This is a genomic window from Vibrio sp. DNB22_10_4, assembly GCF_052879755.1.
In genome coordinates, this window is record NZ_JBNNXW010000001.1 from 1,164,076 (window position 1) to 1,178,611 (window position 14,536).

Annotated in this window: 13 protein-coding genes; all 13 read right to left on the bottom strand. The window is 44.8% G+C overall.

Going from position 1 to position 14,536, the window contains the following annotated elements; all coding sequences use genetic code 11:
* Positions 1 to 5: 5 nt before the first annotated feature.
* Genes tssJ through ACVA6Q_RS05085 form a run of 13 tightly spaced genes read right to left on the bottom strand, consistent with a single transcriptional unit; the run spans position 6 to position 14,505 of the window.
* On the bottom strand, positions 6 to 503 hold the full coding sequence (tssJ, locus tag ACVA6Q_RS05025; protein ID WP_446647185.1) for a type VI secretion system lipoprotein TssJ: 498 nt from the start codon (positions 501 to 503) through the stop codon (positions 6 to 8).
* Positions 504 to 505: 2 nt separating this feature from the next.
* A complete protein-coding gene (locus tag ACVA6Q_RS05030; protein WP_446646726.1) occupies positions 506 to 1,483 on the bottom strand; it encodes a type VI secretion system-associated FHA domain protein in 978 nt (325 codons plus the stop codon).
* Positions 1,484 to 1,503: 20 nt separating this feature from the next.
* Complete coding sequence (locus ACVA6Q_RS05035; protein WP_446646727.1) at positions 1,504 to 2,256, bottom strand: hypothetical protein; 753 nt, start codon at positions 2,254 to 2,256, stop codon at positions 1,504 to 1,506.
* Between the two features lie 25 nt (positions 2,257 to 2,281).
* Positions 2,282 to 4,894 (bottom strand): type VI secretion system ATPase TssH, encoded by a 2,613-nt coding sequence (gene tssH, locus ACVA6Q_RS05040; RefSeq protein ID WP_446646728.1) that lies wholly within the window; start codon positions 4,892 to 4,894, stop codon positions 2,282 to 2,284.
* A complete protein-coding gene (locus tag ACVA6Q_RS05045; protein WP_446646729.1) occupies positions 4,894 to 5,883 on the bottom strand; it encodes a type VI secretion system baseplate subunit TssG in 990 nt (329 codons plus the stop codon). Before ACVA6Q_RS05045 ends, tssH begins: the two co-directional genes overlap by 1 nt.
* The gene (tssF, locus tag ACVA6Q_RS05050; protein ID WP_446646730.1) at positions 5,874 to 7,646 is read right to left on the bottom strand and encodes a type VI secretion system baseplate subunit TssF; all 1,773 of its coding nucleotides are present in this window, start codon (positions 7,644 to 7,646) and stop codon (positions 5,874 to 5,876) included. Before tssF ends, ACVA6Q_RS05045 begins: the two co-directional genes overlap by 10 nt.
* On the bottom strand, positions 7,639 to 8,097 hold the full coding sequence (tssE, locus tag ACVA6Q_RS05055; protein WP_446646731.1) for a type VI secretion system baseplate subunit TssE: 459 nt from the start codon (positions 8,095 to 8,097) through the stop codon (positions 7,639 to 7,641). Before tssE ends, tssF begins: the two co-directional genes overlap by 8 nt.
* Positions 8,094 to 9,518, bottom strand: coding sequence for a type VI secretion system contractile sheath domain-containing protein (locus ACVA6Q_RS05060; protein ID WP_446646732.1), 1,425 nt, complete (start codon positions 9,516 to 9,518; stop codon positions 8,094 to 8,096). The genes tssE and ACVA6Q_RS05060 overlap by 4 nt, the downstream gene beginning before the upstream one ends.
* A 33-nt stretch (positions 9,519 to 9,551) precedes the next feature.
* Complete coding sequence (tssC, locus tag ACVA6Q_RS05065) at positions 9,552 to 11,030, bottom strand: type VI secretion system contractile sheath large subunit (RefSeq protein WP_446646733.1); 1,479 nt, start codon at positions 11,028 to 11,030, stop codon at positions 9,552 to 9,554.
* On the bottom strand, positions 11,030 to 11,533 hold the full coding sequence (gene tssB, locus ACVA6Q_RS05070; RefSeq protein WP_042497780.1) for a type VI secretion system contractile sheath small subunit: 504 nt from the start codon (positions 11,531 to 11,533) through the stop codon (positions 11,030 to 11,032). Before tssB ends, tssC begins: the two co-directional genes overlap by 1 nt.
* A 23-nt stretch (positions 11,534 to 11,556) precedes the next feature.
* The gene (locus ACVA6Q_RS05075) at positions 11,557 to 12,081 is read right to left on the bottom strand and encodes an Hcp family type VI secretion system effector (protein WP_446646734.1); all 525 of its coding nucleotides are present in this window, start codon (positions 12,079 to 12,081) and stop codon (positions 11,557 to 11,559) included.
* A 47-nt stretch (positions 12,082 to 12,128) separates the two neighbouring features.
* Complete coding sequence (locus ACVA6Q_RS05080) at positions 12,129 to 13,439, bottom strand: type VI secretion system protein TssA (RefSeq protein ID WP_446646735.1); 1,311 nt, start codon at positions 13,437 to 13,439, stop codon at positions 12,129 to 12,131.
* Positions 13,440 to 13,452: 13 nt separating this feature from the next.
* On the bottom strand, positions 13,453 to 14,505 hold the full coding sequence (locus ACVA6Q_RS05085) for a hypothetical protein (RefSeq protein WP_446646736.1): 1,053 nt from the start codon (positions 14,503 to 14,505) through the stop codon (positions 13,453 to 13,455).
* Positions 14,506 to 14,536 lie beyond the last annotated feature (31 nt).

The window sequence follows — 14,536 nt, forward strand, 5'->3', positions numbered from 1 at the left end:
TCTCCTTACCACCATGAACTATCAACAGGCTGAGAAATCTCAATTTTTGCTTGAGAAATTCTTATTATTATTGGGTTTTCATCCGGCTCTTCGACCAACGCAACCACTGCCTTTGATGTTGCAACTTCATAGTCTGCAAACTCTGCAAACACTGCGATAAATTTTGTCTCTTGCTGTACTTCTAATGTGAAAGAGCGAGTCTCACCAGGAATAACAGGTGGCATCACTTTCGAGTCAATCAATGAGCTGGCGAGCACGCTTGTATCCGACTCATAAATGCTGACGAACTCGGCATTTTCAAATGCTCCGCTTTCTTTCAGTTGATACAGCCTAATAATGAGTGGCCTTGGAATATCATCTTCGAATCGATTGATATCCTCAGCAGCCTGCATATTTACTGTCACTGCGATAGAAGGCTCGAATACGGGTGCACTCGAACCACAACCCATCAAGGTGACCGATAACAACGAGCTAGAGAAAAGGCGCTTAGCGTTTATCCGCATCACTATTTCTCCCTCAGCTCTTCCATTAACAAAGCGGTAAACTGTCGCTTAAACTCACTTTTTTGCTGTTTTCTTAAAAACTGCTTTTTGTAAAGTGACCAATATTTCTTATCCTTATTTCCCCACCCCGTAATGTAGTCATCAAACTCTTCTTCTAGGGCGTTAGGGTTAAAGTCATCTAAGAACTTATCTAAGGTCACTTCGATACATGAAAACAGACGCTCCCTATCAATCGCGGCCGTTACCGATGATTGCTGATGCTCAACAAGCTTTGTCAGCCTTTCGATACTAGAATCAAGAGCTTGAATCTGTGATCCGTTTGCAATTGCCATTGAATGATCGTCGGTAACCGACTGATGTTGATGTTCAGTGATCATTACCACACTGTCTTTGTCATCATTGCTGGATAGATCCATGGCAAGGTCATCATCGTCTTCAAATGGGTCATAGGAATAAACATCCTCTCCAACAACATTTTCGACGGAAAAAGTATCAACTTCTTCAGTTTTACTCGTCGTTTCTGGTGCAATTTCCTGAGCGAATATCGCTTCGGTCGGCTCTTCCATGACACTATCAAAATCAAATGTGTCGCTTTTATCTGTAAACATCGCTTCTGCGTGAGATGTCGAGCTGTTTGTAGTGGGCTCTTGAGAAAATAGCTCATCCATGTCACTCACCAGCATCAGATATCCGCCTATTCGGATGTTATCGCCGTCGTTTAATTTGGCAGATTGACCGACACCGAGCTCTACACCATTAACCTGACATCCATTGACACTTCTATCGATAACTTGAAAGCCGCCCTCTGAGTGAGGACGTATTTCGACGTGAACACGGGATAGCGTACGACTGAGATCAGGCAGTTGAACCGTACATTCGTATGAACGGCCTATTGTGCCTCCTCCACTAGGAAGGGTTATTTGTCGACTCATCACCTGTTCGTTTTCAGGTAACTCTATCAACTGAAAACTAATATCCATGGCATTCCCTTACCTGTACTTCAATAACACTTGCGTAAGGAGGCATTAAACTGCTCCAAAAAGCCCGGGGCTTGACGCAAAAAATCGTTTGAGAAATGAACCATCAAATCTTGCTTTTTAATTCTCACCCGCTGGAAGTAATCCAGGGGTAGGTTCGCTTTCTTCATCGACTCTTCAAACACAAGTTCATACTCGTAAGCCACATCCAAATCCCCTTTCCAAAGCATTTGCAGTAGCGAATCGGCATCCCTCGGTTTTCTTATTACGTTGTAGCCATCTCTCTTTAAAGATAACCACTTGTTTGTATTAAACTTAGCACCAAAACGTAAACTGTACTTAGTTGTTTCATCATTTATGTCGGCATAGATGTTCGGTGCTATGAACCATGCCAAATTTTCCGATACGATCGGATATGAAGCCGTGGCATATTGAGCTCGACGACTATTTGAAGATCCGGCAAAAAAGCCATGCATTTCTCCGGTTTCAACCATTAACTGAGCTTTGTCCCAACGCATGACTCGAATTTCGTATGGCTGCCCCATTCTGCCCAGCGCACACTTAACACGATCGACAGCTACACCCCCTATCGTGCCGTTACTATCAACGGTTTGATAGGGAGTCCAAATCTGTGTCGCAAGCGTTATGCGCTCCACCGCGCTAACACTAAACGTTCCCACAAAAAATACGTTTAACGCGAAGCAGAGCTTAGTCAGCATTTTCATAGTGATTTTGGCCTTTCCAAATCGTTGGAACCTCAAGGCACGCTTTTCCATTCCGCACTCCTATTACGTCCTGTAATTAAGCGATGTCGATAACCAACTCACCCGTCACCGAGTCCGTTGTCACAGACACTTTATTCACTCCCAGGCCCTCACTTAGACGATGGATACACTCGACAGCAAGTTTTGGCATCAGTGAACGGTTAATGATCTGTTCTACCGCTCGACCACCCGTTGTAGGGTCTGTATTGCGGCTAACCACAAAATCAATGAAGGTGTCGTCCCATTTAAAGTCCGCTTTGTACTTCTCTTTAAGTTTGGTCGCGATTCGATTCAAGCTAATTGCCGCAATCTGGCTGAGTTCATCACGATTAAGTGGGTAGTAAGGAACAATCGTGGTACGCCCTAAGAAAGCAGGTTTGAAGTAGTGCTGAAGTGCTGGACGAATTTGCTCAAGAAGCGCTTCATTGGCAAGACGCTCTTCGTTTTCCTCACAAATATCCACGATGGCTTGATCGGCCGCATTCGAGGTCATAATGATGATAGTATTCTTAAAGTCTACTGTGCGGCCTTCACTGTCTTTAATATGGCCTTTATCAAAGATTTGATAGAACAAATCGTGCACACCGGGGTGAGCCTTCTCCATTTCATCAAGAAGTAGCACTGAGTAAGGGTTACGCCTAATCGCCTCGGTCAGCACGCCGCCCTCACCAAAACCGACATAACCAGCAGGAGAGCCAAGCAGCATTGAGATTTTGTGTTCTTCCTTAAACTCGGTCATGTTAATAATGGTCAGGTTGTCGCCACCGCCAAACACTTCATCAGCCAGCGCCATGGCCGTTTCCGTTTTACCCACACCACTTGGACCACACATCAAAAACACACCGACAGGTTTTCGACTATCCGTCAGGCCAGCTCGTGAGATTTGGATACTTTTGACCAACTCACTGATAGCCACATCTTGTCCAATGACACGCTCATGCAACGCATCTCCAAGCGATAGCAATTGTGCGACTTCTTCTTTGACCATGTTACCGGCTGGAATACCCGTCCAGTTTTCAATGACCGTCGCTATAACCTGCTCATCGACGACAGGGAAAACTAGTGGTGATTCTCCTTGAATCTCTCGCAATTTGGTTAACGCCTGATTCAGGCTTTGCTGACTTTCAGAATCCACCGTATTTTGTTCTCGATCCGATTCGATCTTCTCGCACAGAGAGGTAATTTCTGATACTAATTCACGCTCTTTGTCCCACTGAGAATTAAGCGATTCCAAGTCCGACTTGCTGTTTACAATTTTATCTTTAAGCGCCTGATGGTCGCCTGCTTTTTCGATAAATACCGTACCTTCGGCTTCAAGAGCGTTGAGCTCGCTCTCTAGATATCGAATGTTTTGCTCCAAGCTTTCAATCGATTCTGGTTTCGCGCCTTGAGTTAAGGCAATGCGTGCACACGCAGTATCAAGCAGGCTTATCGCTTTATCTGGAAGCTGTCGTGATGGTAGGTAGCGAATAGAAAGATTGACCGCAGCCTCAATCGCATCTTCCAAAATAAAGACACCGTGGTGATTCCGAAGCGCTTCACCGACTCCACGAAGGATCTGCTTAGCATCTTCTGCATTGGGCTCTTCAACACTGATCACTTGGAAGCGACGAGTAAGCGCAGGATCTTTCTCAAAATATTTTTTGTATTCAGCCCATGTCGTTGCGGCGATAGAGCGGAATTCACCGCGAGCTAGCGCTGGTTTAAGCAGATTGGCCGCATCGTTTTGGCCCGCAGCTCCACCAGCACCTATAAGCGTGTGCGCTTCATCAATGAAGACAATAATCGGCGTTTCCGAGCTTTTTACTTCATTGATGACATCTTTAAGGCGGTTCTCAAATTCCCCCTTAATACTCGCACCCGCTTGAAGAAGGCCAAGGTCAAGAGTATGGATTTCAACACCTTGAATTACCGGAGGTACTTCACCAGCCACTATACTGTGTGCCAAACCTTCTACCACCGCCGTTTTACCAACACCGGGTTCGCCAACAAGAATTGGATTGTTTTGACGTTTACGACACAAGATATCAATAGCCATTCTGACTTCGCTATTTCGACCTAACACGGGGTCAAGCTCACCATTACGAGCTTGCTCAGTCAGGTTAACGGTATACTTATCGAGAGCGCCTCCCGCAGTTACCGCTGCTGGAGCACTCCCCCCCGCAGTAGCTGAAGCGGATTTTGTGGCAAGCTTCAAACCAGCAATCTGTGCACCTAGTGCTTCTGTAGACACATTTTCTAATGATGGCAGCGACAATGTTTTCATGCCAAAGCTGTCAGCCTGGTTCAACACTAACAACAAATGCAAACTCGTGACCTCTTGATGCCCGTAGTTCACCGAGGCTAGCATCCATGCGTTTTCCATTACCTCACTCAACGCACGGCTAATAGTCGGTTGACCGTTTGCTCCAGGGCGAAGACGGTTAATACGTTCAGTTAACTCACTCAACAGAGCACTTGGGTCAATGTTTTGCTTAGCAAGAAAGCTTTTTAAGTGGCTTTCGTCTGTCGTTAGCAACTGAACTAACCAGTGTTCAATCTCGATTGCAGCGACCGTTTGCGTCATCGCTGCGCCAGCAGCCTCTTCTAGTGCCGCTTTGAGAGGCATATCCAGCTTAGAAACAAGGTTCCCTAGTTTTATTTGAGACATCAAACTTTCTCCTGTTGAATAAGTATCTTGCGAAATTCCGATTTTCGCCTTTTTGAAGCAAGACAGTTGGCTTCTCCAAGCCTCAGACCTTGCTTAGAATTCGATAGCTGTGGCTCGTCGATATAGTCACGCTTCACATACATGTAGAGTCTGATATCGAGGCTCTCTCTAAGGTATGCTTGAACAAGGGACTTCATTGACTGTGCAAATTGTGCGTTGTTGAGCAATCCCAAATACTCAGTTCGGGTTTTAGGCGTAATGTTAATTTCAAGCGCTTTGAAAGCTTGAGTCCCCGTGCCCCCAAGCCAGAAACCCTGACCTAGACTTTGATTCTGGCCTTTGTTTTCGCCAAGCTTGGACTGATACTTTGCGTTGATTCTGTAGAATGAGGAAGGCACAACTACAGGTGTGACAGACAACGAAAAATAATCGCTGAGTAGCCGCTTCAGGCCATGTAGGTTCCGGCTTTTATTACCAAGCGCCAAACCGTGACGGAGCATACTTGGGTGGGTTTCCTCTTTGTTCGAACCCGGTAATGAGAACATGCATGCCAGAGCAGCTTGCTGGGTCAAACGCCCCAAAACATTGTTTGCCGAAGCATCTTTTTCTTGCTTTAACAACATGCTCTGATTGGTTTCAACGTGCGTTCTCAATTCAAAATAACGTTGATTGAACACATCAATAAATTTTTGTAGCGCGTTGTCATCCTGGTGCAAGCTATTTAATAGCTCTGCATACAAGTAATCCGGGATAAGACCTTTCGAGCCGGACAGCGCCTCTAGGCCAAGCTTTATTCGGACTCTATCTCTTTCAAATCGAATATTAGTGACTTGATCCGGCATCCCTTCTGGCATCACCTCTGGTGTTAATGACAAAGGCACCTTATCACTCACTTTCATCGCTCTCAAAAGTCTAATGACCTGTATAAAATCAAAAGCATAGGGCTTATTGACCAGATTATCTTTCACACGTTCCTGAATCATAGACATAGCTGACTTCCATGAGCTTTAGGAAACTGTACGCCAGCCTTGTCACTACCAAACCTTTCTACGGAGACCTGAATAAACCGGTCGAAGCTACAATACTGGGCAAACACCGCATTCAAGATCTCTGCAAATACAGAAAAATCAGCGCCTAATAGCTCATCATCTACCATCACCTCTATTTCAGTCCCTGAAGCGAAAATACTTTGTCCATCTATCGTGATAGGTGCGATAAGGTGTTTGTATGAGACCGTTTTGATTGCAAATGCCTGTGGGCATTGAATAGTATTACAGCTAAGTCTAAGTACATCTTGGAGCGCTAACGTCGGTTCATCCGTTTGAACTAAAGTCGCAAAATTGGCATTGAGAATAGCAAGGAAGCGCCAAGTTAATTGGTTATCCAACGATGGGTATTGCGGAGCAGTTGGCGTTTTCACAACCGTAAAATCACCTGGCAAATCTACCGCAGCCAAAGACTCAGCCTCGGTACCAGTTGGGATTAAACATGGTGTTCGCCCATTACAGACCATCAACTGAGTAGAGAGTACTACCGACTCTTGATCCATTGGCATCTGAGCATAGCTAACGGAAAGACTCATACGCCTTCGACCTTTGTGATCCCAATATTGGCTGCTCTGCCACTGAGGGGCATCGCTGTCTGACCAATAACCGCTCTCATAAATAGGAGTTAGAGGCACCTCACCAGTAGAAAGAACTTCATTGACAGACTCAACAGAAACAACGGTGTAGTGATCCTGCTGCTGAGTGTCAGCTATAACCGGCATGGAAAGCTTTGAAAAGTCGTAGCGAAGCGGTTCTCCACGACGGCGAAATAGATTTAGCGCCGGAACAGTATTGAGCTGTATGACTCCTGGTTCGAATAAACTCAGGTACTCTACCGGCAAATGTTGAATGAAGAGCGTCAACGTCACTTCATTGGTATCGAAATCACGGAGCTTTTCGCCAAGATTGTCGATACGCATGAAGGCTGCTTTGTCGGGAAACGCGAAGTAGTCACGCAATATATCAAACCCGGTAAGGTGACCTTCATAGCTCGGAAGCCAGGTAAAATCAGCATCAGAAACTCTAGTTCTCAAGTAAGAGGGGTCAATACTAACCAGTTTGTCATTGTTCGATAGCGTCAGGGCTTCCGTATTCAGCAACAAAAGATCGATGAGTCCACGGGAACTACTCTCGAAACCGCGTACATAAAAATCAAAATGCTTGATACCAAGTTGGCTAAACGTTGCATCAGGGTCGTTACATCTGAGTGTCAACTGTACCGCGGACTCTGCCCTTCGCAGATTGTTCGGGGTTGGGAAATTAAAAGGAGCCGTCGTTGCGCTTATATCAGAGATATAAAATGGCTCAACAACTAACTCATCCACTAACGTAAATATCGATTCAGTATCATCATAAGTCACTGCCAGCTCAGAACCCTTGTCTAGCGTGATTGCACCCGTCGCCGCTTCGGTATCCACACCTAAATGCAATGGTGTATAACTCGGAATTACTTGAAGATAACCTGGATAGACAATGTTGATGAGATCTTGCAATATTTCGGGAAACTGCTCATCCAAACGCTTCTCTGTTTTCGCATTTAGCAACGCAGCAGCTTCAATGAAGCGACTAATATTAGGATCTTCTTGATCGCTTTGATTCAAGCGCATAGCCGCGGCATGTTCAGGATAGTCGCGGCCATATTCGCTCAATGCGCCCCTAATGCTCGCTAATTCTCTTTCAAAATAACTAAGAAGCTGATCAGACAATTTCCTGTCCCTCCATCGTTGCAGACTGGTTTGACAGGCTTATATTGGAGTCAAACAAAAAGACATGCTCGCCCTTTGCCGTTTCTACTTTAGCCATGATCGAAAAACACACTGCGTTTTTTGATTGGTCACCTTCTTGTACAAACACACTAACCTCAGATAATCTGGGTTCAAACACTTTAATCATGCGCTCTAAGGCTCGAGAAAATTGATCATGATCGATTTGACTGCTCAAGCTCTGAGAGTTATCAAGACCAAAACAATACAGAGATCGTTGCACCTCAGGATATGAATTTGAAATTAGCCGCATCGGTGCTTCTGAATTGAGCAGTGTCGTCAATTGATAGTGAATAGCGTCAAGGAGGTCATCCCCATGTTTTTTATTACGAGATTGCTCTGTCGAGTCAACGTGAGTTCCGCCCTTTTTAACGAACGTTTTCCAAAACATCATGCACGAGCCCTCGAAGTAAATAAGGAATCTTCACTACCAAGGTCTGTCGACAGGAGAACTTCACCGCACACATTGTCAAACTGGTACTGTGGTTGAATAAGTACATTGCAAACGTAACGGTCACTTTCACCCGAGACTTCTTTTACTTCTACTCGGCTTTTGCTTAACGGGTACTTAGCCATTGTTGCTTCATCAGCGTTAAACAAGTTGCTCGTATACTTTTGTAACCAGTCATTTAGGTAGAGTTCGCACTCTTCAGCACTTTGGAAATTACCAATCATTCCCCGGATCTGTACTTTCAAAAAATGTGCAATTCGGCAAATCATGAGCGTTGTCTGAATCTGTCCAGCGACAAGCTCAGAATCATCCTTCGCTTTGTCCCAGATAGAACGATTACCTCTAAAGAAATATTTATCAGTGGTAGCGCTACGACAAAGAGGAATAAACCCATGTTCCGTATAGAAATTACCCATATCGGTATAGAAGGTGATTTCAGGGGTTGGGTTGTATGTTGCTAAAGTGCCTTGACCATTCGTCGGTACGTTAACAAGAGCCCCCATCAGCTTGTCTTGCCAACGAGATTTCATAAAACCGAACCAATTAATTCGGTTAAACTCGCGCAATGCTGTTGACGCAAACAAGATGGACGCACTGCCCCAAAGCCCTTGTCGTAGTTGGTAAGTTTCCGTAAAAATGAAAGAAGTCGAAGATTGCGTGCCGTAAGCTTTTCGCAAGCGTACTTTTGGCATAGCAACTCCAAGAAAACGAGCCTGAGTTAAGCTGCGAAGTCTTTGCCATGCGGTGTAGTCTGGCCCTTGAAGGATCTTCTCAATACGATGAATATCTGACAACCAATCGGCTCCAGCTTCACCAAAAAATGTGTCCTCAGGAGACAGGATAAAGGGACAAAGACAAAGCTGGCCCATGCTGGCAAGAAGTTCCAAGGTATACAGATCGTCAAAATCGGAATCAACATTCATCGATATATCGTGATCAACAACCATCATTCCAAAAGGCTGACCGCCAGACGTATTCAACTCTCGGTTTGCAATAAGGTTATAAAGCGCCGTACGTTTCAGTGATACAGCCGTGTTGAGTTCATGAGAAAGTTCATTCCAAGAAACATCAAGGAGCTTGATACGAACTTTCTGATAATTCACAGGAAGAAACGCCAATGTCTCGACGCCTCTCCACGTGGCTTCTAGATTGCAAAAACTAGGATGATGGATGATGTTCGAAATCTGCGATGACATGCGTCTATCGATTTCTGCGATCAAACGAGTAACACCAGCAAAGAAAAGATCGGTTTCCTTTACCAAGTTCTCATCTAATTGAGCGAGTAGCAACAACGCATCTTTTAAGTAAGACTCATCATCACTATTCAGTTCGCAAAATTCCGTTTGCAGTTTTGGGTCAAACATCCATCATCCCATTTAGCCAATGAAGTCCAGGAGTTAACCTGGAATTTTGGTTACCATACGAACCGAAGTCGTCAACTCTTCTAGTTGTAGCCAAGGTCTCAGGTGAGCCACCGCTGAATAAGCGCCTGGTTTACCTGGCTGTTCTACAACAGAGATTTGAGACTCACAGAGCGGTGTCTTAGAACGCTCTGCGTTGCCAACCGCTCCCGAGTTCGTGTACTGGTCAATCCAAGTTTGCAGTTGTTTCTGCACGTCTGTCGCTTCAAGATTAGAGCCAAGCATGTCACGACCCATAACCTTCAGGTAGTGCGCAATACGGCTACTCGCCATGATATAAGGAATGCGAGCCGAAATTGCCGCATTACTCGTTGCATCAGGATCCGTATAGGTCTTTGGTTTTTGAGTAGTTTGGCTACCAATAAACACACCGTAGTTGGTGTTTTTGTAGTGAACCAAAGGCAAGAAGCCGAGATCGCTCAGCTCTTTTTCACGCTCATCCGTTAGGTTAACTTCAATTGGACATTGCTGTTGGATATCACCAGCGTCTGACTTATAGGTAAGGTTTGGTAGGTTTTCTACTTTACCGCCATTGTCTAGACCACGTACTGCTGTACACCAGCCAAACGCGGTATGAGCTTGTGTCATTTTTAGACCAAAATCAAAAGCAGCGTTTGACCAAACCAACTCTGAGTTGTTAGCTGGTTTAGGATTACCTTCAGCATCAACATTCAGCTCTTCATATTCAAAAGCGTCTGTCGATAGACCTTTTTGACCATATGGTAGACGAGCTAGGGTTTGCGGTAACGTAAGTACTACGTAGCGGGCATCGTCACTCTCACGGAATGCATTCCAAGATGCATAAGCAGGAGAGTCAAAACCAGCTGCGACAGGCTTACCTTCATCAAACGTTTCAAAAGAGTCAAACTCAAACATTTCAGGGTTTGCGGCTGCAACAAATGGAGCGTGGCTCGCTGCTGCTGTTTCACCCATGTAGCGAAGAAGCGCTATATCTTCATCTTTGTGTGAAAAAGAGTAATCGCCGATCAACGCACCGTAAGGTTCGCCACCAGCTGTACCAAACTCTTTTTGATACAACGCGTCAAACAATGGACTACGATCCACCGCTGGTGCATCTTCAAATTGTTCAATAAGCTCATCTTTTGTAAAATCAACAAGCTTGATTTTAAGAGACTGACCCGTTTCACTCTCACGAACCAGTTTGTTTAGACCCCTCCATGAACCTTCTAGGCTCTGGAACTCGTCATCCTGCATAACCTTTGAGAGCTGCTTCGACATTTGCTTATCGATCTGCTCAATCGCATTTTCAATCGTCTTGGAGACATTTTTGTCCCAAGTCACTGTTCCACTAAGAGCCTGCTCGGCCAGAACCGAAAACAACTCTTTGGTCGTGTCTGCGGGAGTTTGTGAAGTAGCAGCAATCGCTCTATCGAGAACACTACCCGCTTCAGCTTCTGCGCCTGCGCCCGCTTGGGTTTCTAATTCAGAACTCATTACTCATCTCCTTTGCTTTCGATGCCCAACTCACTAGAAAGCGCATTAATTTGGTCTGCACTTTGCAGAACTTCCTTTAGCAGTTTTTCTAAGTCGCGAGAACGATCCGCTTTCGACAGCAGAGTCTTCAGCTGTTGACGGGTCTCAGCAAGTTTTTTGAGTGGTTCAATCTGCTCAACGAGAGCATCAGGTTCAAAATCTTTCATTGAAGAGAAAGATAACGCGGCTTCAAACTGGCTATCGTCGTCTTGCAGAGTGTTATCAACTTTCAATTTCAACTCTGGTCCAACACGTTTCAAAACCGTGTCAAAGTTATCTTTGTCGATTTGATAAAACGTTCTCTCTTCTAGATCTTCGCGATCTTCCTTGTGTGCAGAAAAATCACCAATGACACCCACAACAAAAGGCAACTCTTTGGTTTCAACAGCGCCATTTGTTTCGACATCATAGGTAATACTTACCCGGTTTTTACTTACACGTTTGTGTTGTGAATTCAAAGCCACGTTACTTCTCCCTGTTGATCAGATTAAGCTGCCTTCGACTCTAACTTGCCAGTCGTGCAATCAAACTTAACGGTGTCACCTTTCTCGATCTTACCGCCGTCACCTTCTTGGTAATAAACCTTAGTTAGCGTCGTATATGTGAGTGAAAAGTCTTCTACAGGTAGTTGACCATCTGAGCCAGAAATGTTGTAACTGGCGATACGCGCTTTCTCCATAGTAATAACTAAGTACGGATCAGCACCTGCACCATCACGCGATGGTTTAGTCAGTAAAATTTCTACTGTTTTGCCTTCTGCGCCTGGCGCGAATAGGAAAGTCGTTAGATGAGGCGATGCGCCATCGGAAGTTCGGCTAATGTTCAGTGCATCCAGCGATACCATCCCTTTGTCCGCATTATTCGCATTACCTACATCTACACTAACACCACGGTTTGCACCCCATGACATATTGTCGACAGCAAAGAAACCTTTCTTGCCACCAATATCACCAATTGTTGCTGCACCTTTAATACTTGTAAGTCCATCAATTCGCATAAAAATAGAAGCCATGCTTGTTCCCTTTTGTATGAATAGTCATTTATGACTGTGAGTAACGATTACCACTCGATGTTTGAAAGCCCTGGATCGGTAGTACTTTCACTGGTAGTGGCTGTTTCTTTTGGTTTCACTTCTTCCTTAACTGGTTCAATTGGAGTGACGGCTTGTGGCACTGCAGCTACACTGTGTGTCGCCTTATGCTCCGCACTCTCCAGTCCAGCTAAATGTTCGATACGCTGATGAACGGCGCTATTGTCGCCGACCAGCTCTTCGAGCAATTCTGGTAATGACATCCCCCCCCAACGTATTGCCCGCTTTAACAATAAGTAAATTGGGCTGTGTGGCTCATGTTCTAAAAAGTAATCTGCGATAGACTGTAAATTTGCTAACGCCTGTTCTCTAGTCGCGACGCCACCTGTTGGCAACGGTGCAATATTTAATGATGCTTGAGCTACATTCGAAGTCCCTACTACTGGTTCAAATGAGTCTGAATGCGCAACTGATTCTACTTGCTCCAGTGCAGTAACTTGCACATCTTGCGTCACCTCTGCGATAGGTTCTGGATCAAGAGGCCAATGAGAGAACTGCTCACCAACCAGAAACCTTAATGACGAAATAAGCCTTTCAATCGCATCCTTTACAAACTTAAAACTCAGCGGAGTGGCGCCCGCATCTCGACACTTCTCTGACAGTGAGGTCTCTAAACGAATCAAAGCATCAAGAGAGCCCCCCAATGCTCTAATTCTTTCTTCTACTTCAGCTTTTTCATGCCCATATGCAATAACTGCCTCACCTTTAAGGTTAGACAAACTTCCATCTTTTTCCGCTTTGTAAAAACGACCGAAGTCTATATCGCCTATCAAGGGGAGCATTTGCAGCGGCATATAGAGAAGGCCACTCTCAGCGGTATCACCTACAAGTTGTAAAAGAGGCTTAATACGATGTTCGATAATCTCGACGGCTTGCTCTTGCTCTGTATCCCCTTTGCGCTTTTTTTCTGGAAGCATTGGGTGAAGGGTCGACCAAAAATTTTCTACAACTGCTTCCATAGACATCAAGGCACTATTTAGATTATTAAAAGGCTCCGATGTAAAAAGCTGTGCAACAGTAAACCAAGAGAAAATCTCGAGATCTTTTGATTTTGTTGCCAAGCAAAGATGGCAGGACTCTGAAAGCTTGTTCCAGTTTGTCGTATTGGCATCAACAAGTTCTGCATCCTCAAGTGCGTCTGGAACCTCAACGAGTTGCCTAAACGACGACTGCGCCATGTTGAACTCATTACGATAGCCACGGAACAAAGAGCGGTTATCTTTTAGATATTCACCACTTGGGGCTTCATTAGAAATTGGTGCCAATAAATCATCAAACATCGACTAACTACTCCTATTTCTCGTGGAAGCTTGCGGCAGTGCCTGTGATACCAGGCTTGTTCTGAGACTTAGTAAAATTGGACCAAACGAAAGCTGCTAAGTAAGAGATAGCCCACGCTTGCGCTGGACCACTGTCTTGACTCTCTTCTTTCTTCCAATTGTATTTGCCGCATCTAATGACGAGTGGCTGCTTCCGGTTCTTGTAGTCGTAATGCTTTGCAGAAGGCAAGCTTTCACATTCCTTAGAAGACGGAAGTTTGAATTTGTTTGATATCAACTTAGAAAGGATATTGGCTGCTAACAGTACTTTTTTGTCACCTTCTGCAAGACTGCGACAGTGAGTGATAGCAGTACGAAGTTTGTTAGCACACTTACCACTAATATCTGCAGGTACAGTAATGACACACTTGCGATTATCCCAAACAAATTTCTCTTCACCATCAAGACGCGCGAGACGAGAGAGGTTATAGAAAGCGTGACCATATGCTTTACCCCAAACCATCTGCCCGACATTAAGCTGCAGCTCTACAATATGTGGGATCTTTCTTTTGCCTGTGGGCTTACCATCAACAGTAGTGGAAAAATCAATCTCGACTTGGAGGAAGAATTTCACATCTTTATATTGATCTTGAATACCTAAACCCCAGAGATCCTTCACAGCTTTGCCCTGTTTGTCTTTGATCGCTTGATACTCCGGAGTCATATAAATGTAGTCTCTGAAAGCATTCATCTGAGCGATCGTGCTAAACACGATCGTTGCTCGGGAAATATCCTTTACTTGGAGTGGTATTTTGCCACCTTGTTTATCTGTCTTTGGGTCATCCCATTTAGTAATTCCACATTTAGCCGCGATACGCTCTCGAGTTTTAAGTGGACCTCGTTCGTATCTTATTGGCTTGCCACTTTCATTCTTAATTGTGTTCGATAGGTGGCGCATGAACTCGTGTAACTTGGGATCAGCAAGCTTTGCTTGTTCTACCAATTCTTCGATTTGCTCACGTTTATGATCATTGTCCCAAAACGTTGTTTGAGATATATGACCATCAATAGTATATGGTGGTGGCATGGTTCCCTCCGCTCCACTTAGTCCAATTTAA

Coding starts and splice junctions, on each gene's coding strand:
- tssJ (WP_446647185.1), bottom strand. CDS start 503: ATGCGGATAAACGCTAAGCGCCTTTTCTCTAGCTCGTTGTTATCGGTC.
- ACVA6Q_RS05030 (WP_446646726.1), bottom strand. CDS start 1,483: ATGGATATTAGTTTTCAGTTGATAGAGTTACCTGAAAACGAACAGGTG.
- ACVA6Q_RS05035 (WP_446646727.1), bottom strand. CDS start 2,256: ATGGAAAAGCGTGCCTTGAGGTTCCAACGATTTGGAAAGGCCAAAATC.
- tssH (WP_446646728.1), bottom strand. CDS start 4,894: ATGTCTCAAATAAAACTAGGGAACCTTGTTTCTAAGCTGGATATGCCT.
- ACVA6Q_RS05045 (WP_446646729.1), bottom strand. CDS start 5,883: ATGTCTATGATTCAGGAACGTGTGAAAGATAATCTGGTCAATAAGCCC.
- tssE (WP_446646731.1), bottom strand. CDS start 8,097: ATGATGTTTTGGAAAACGTTCGTTAAAAAGGGCGGAACTCACGTTGAC.
- ACVA6Q_RS05060 (WP_446646732.1), bottom strand. CDS start 9,518: ATGTTTGACCCAAAACTGCAAACGGAATTTTGCGAACTGAATAGTGAT.
- tssC (WP_446646733.1), bottom strand. CDS start 11,030: ATGAGTTCTGAATTAGAAACCCAAGCGGGCGCAGGCGCAGAAGCTGAA.
- ACVA6Q_RS05075 (WP_446646734.1), bottom strand. CDS start 12,081: ATGGCTTCTATTTTTATGCGAATTGATGGACTTACAAGTATTAAAGGT.
- ACVA6Q_RS05080 (WP_446646735.1), bottom strand. CDS start 13,439: ATGTTTGATGATTTATTGGCACCAATTTCTAATGAAGCCCCAAGTGGT.
- ACVA6Q_RS05085 (WP_446646736.1), bottom strand. CDS start 14,505: ATGCCACCACCATATACTATTGATGGTCATATATCTCAAACAACGTTT.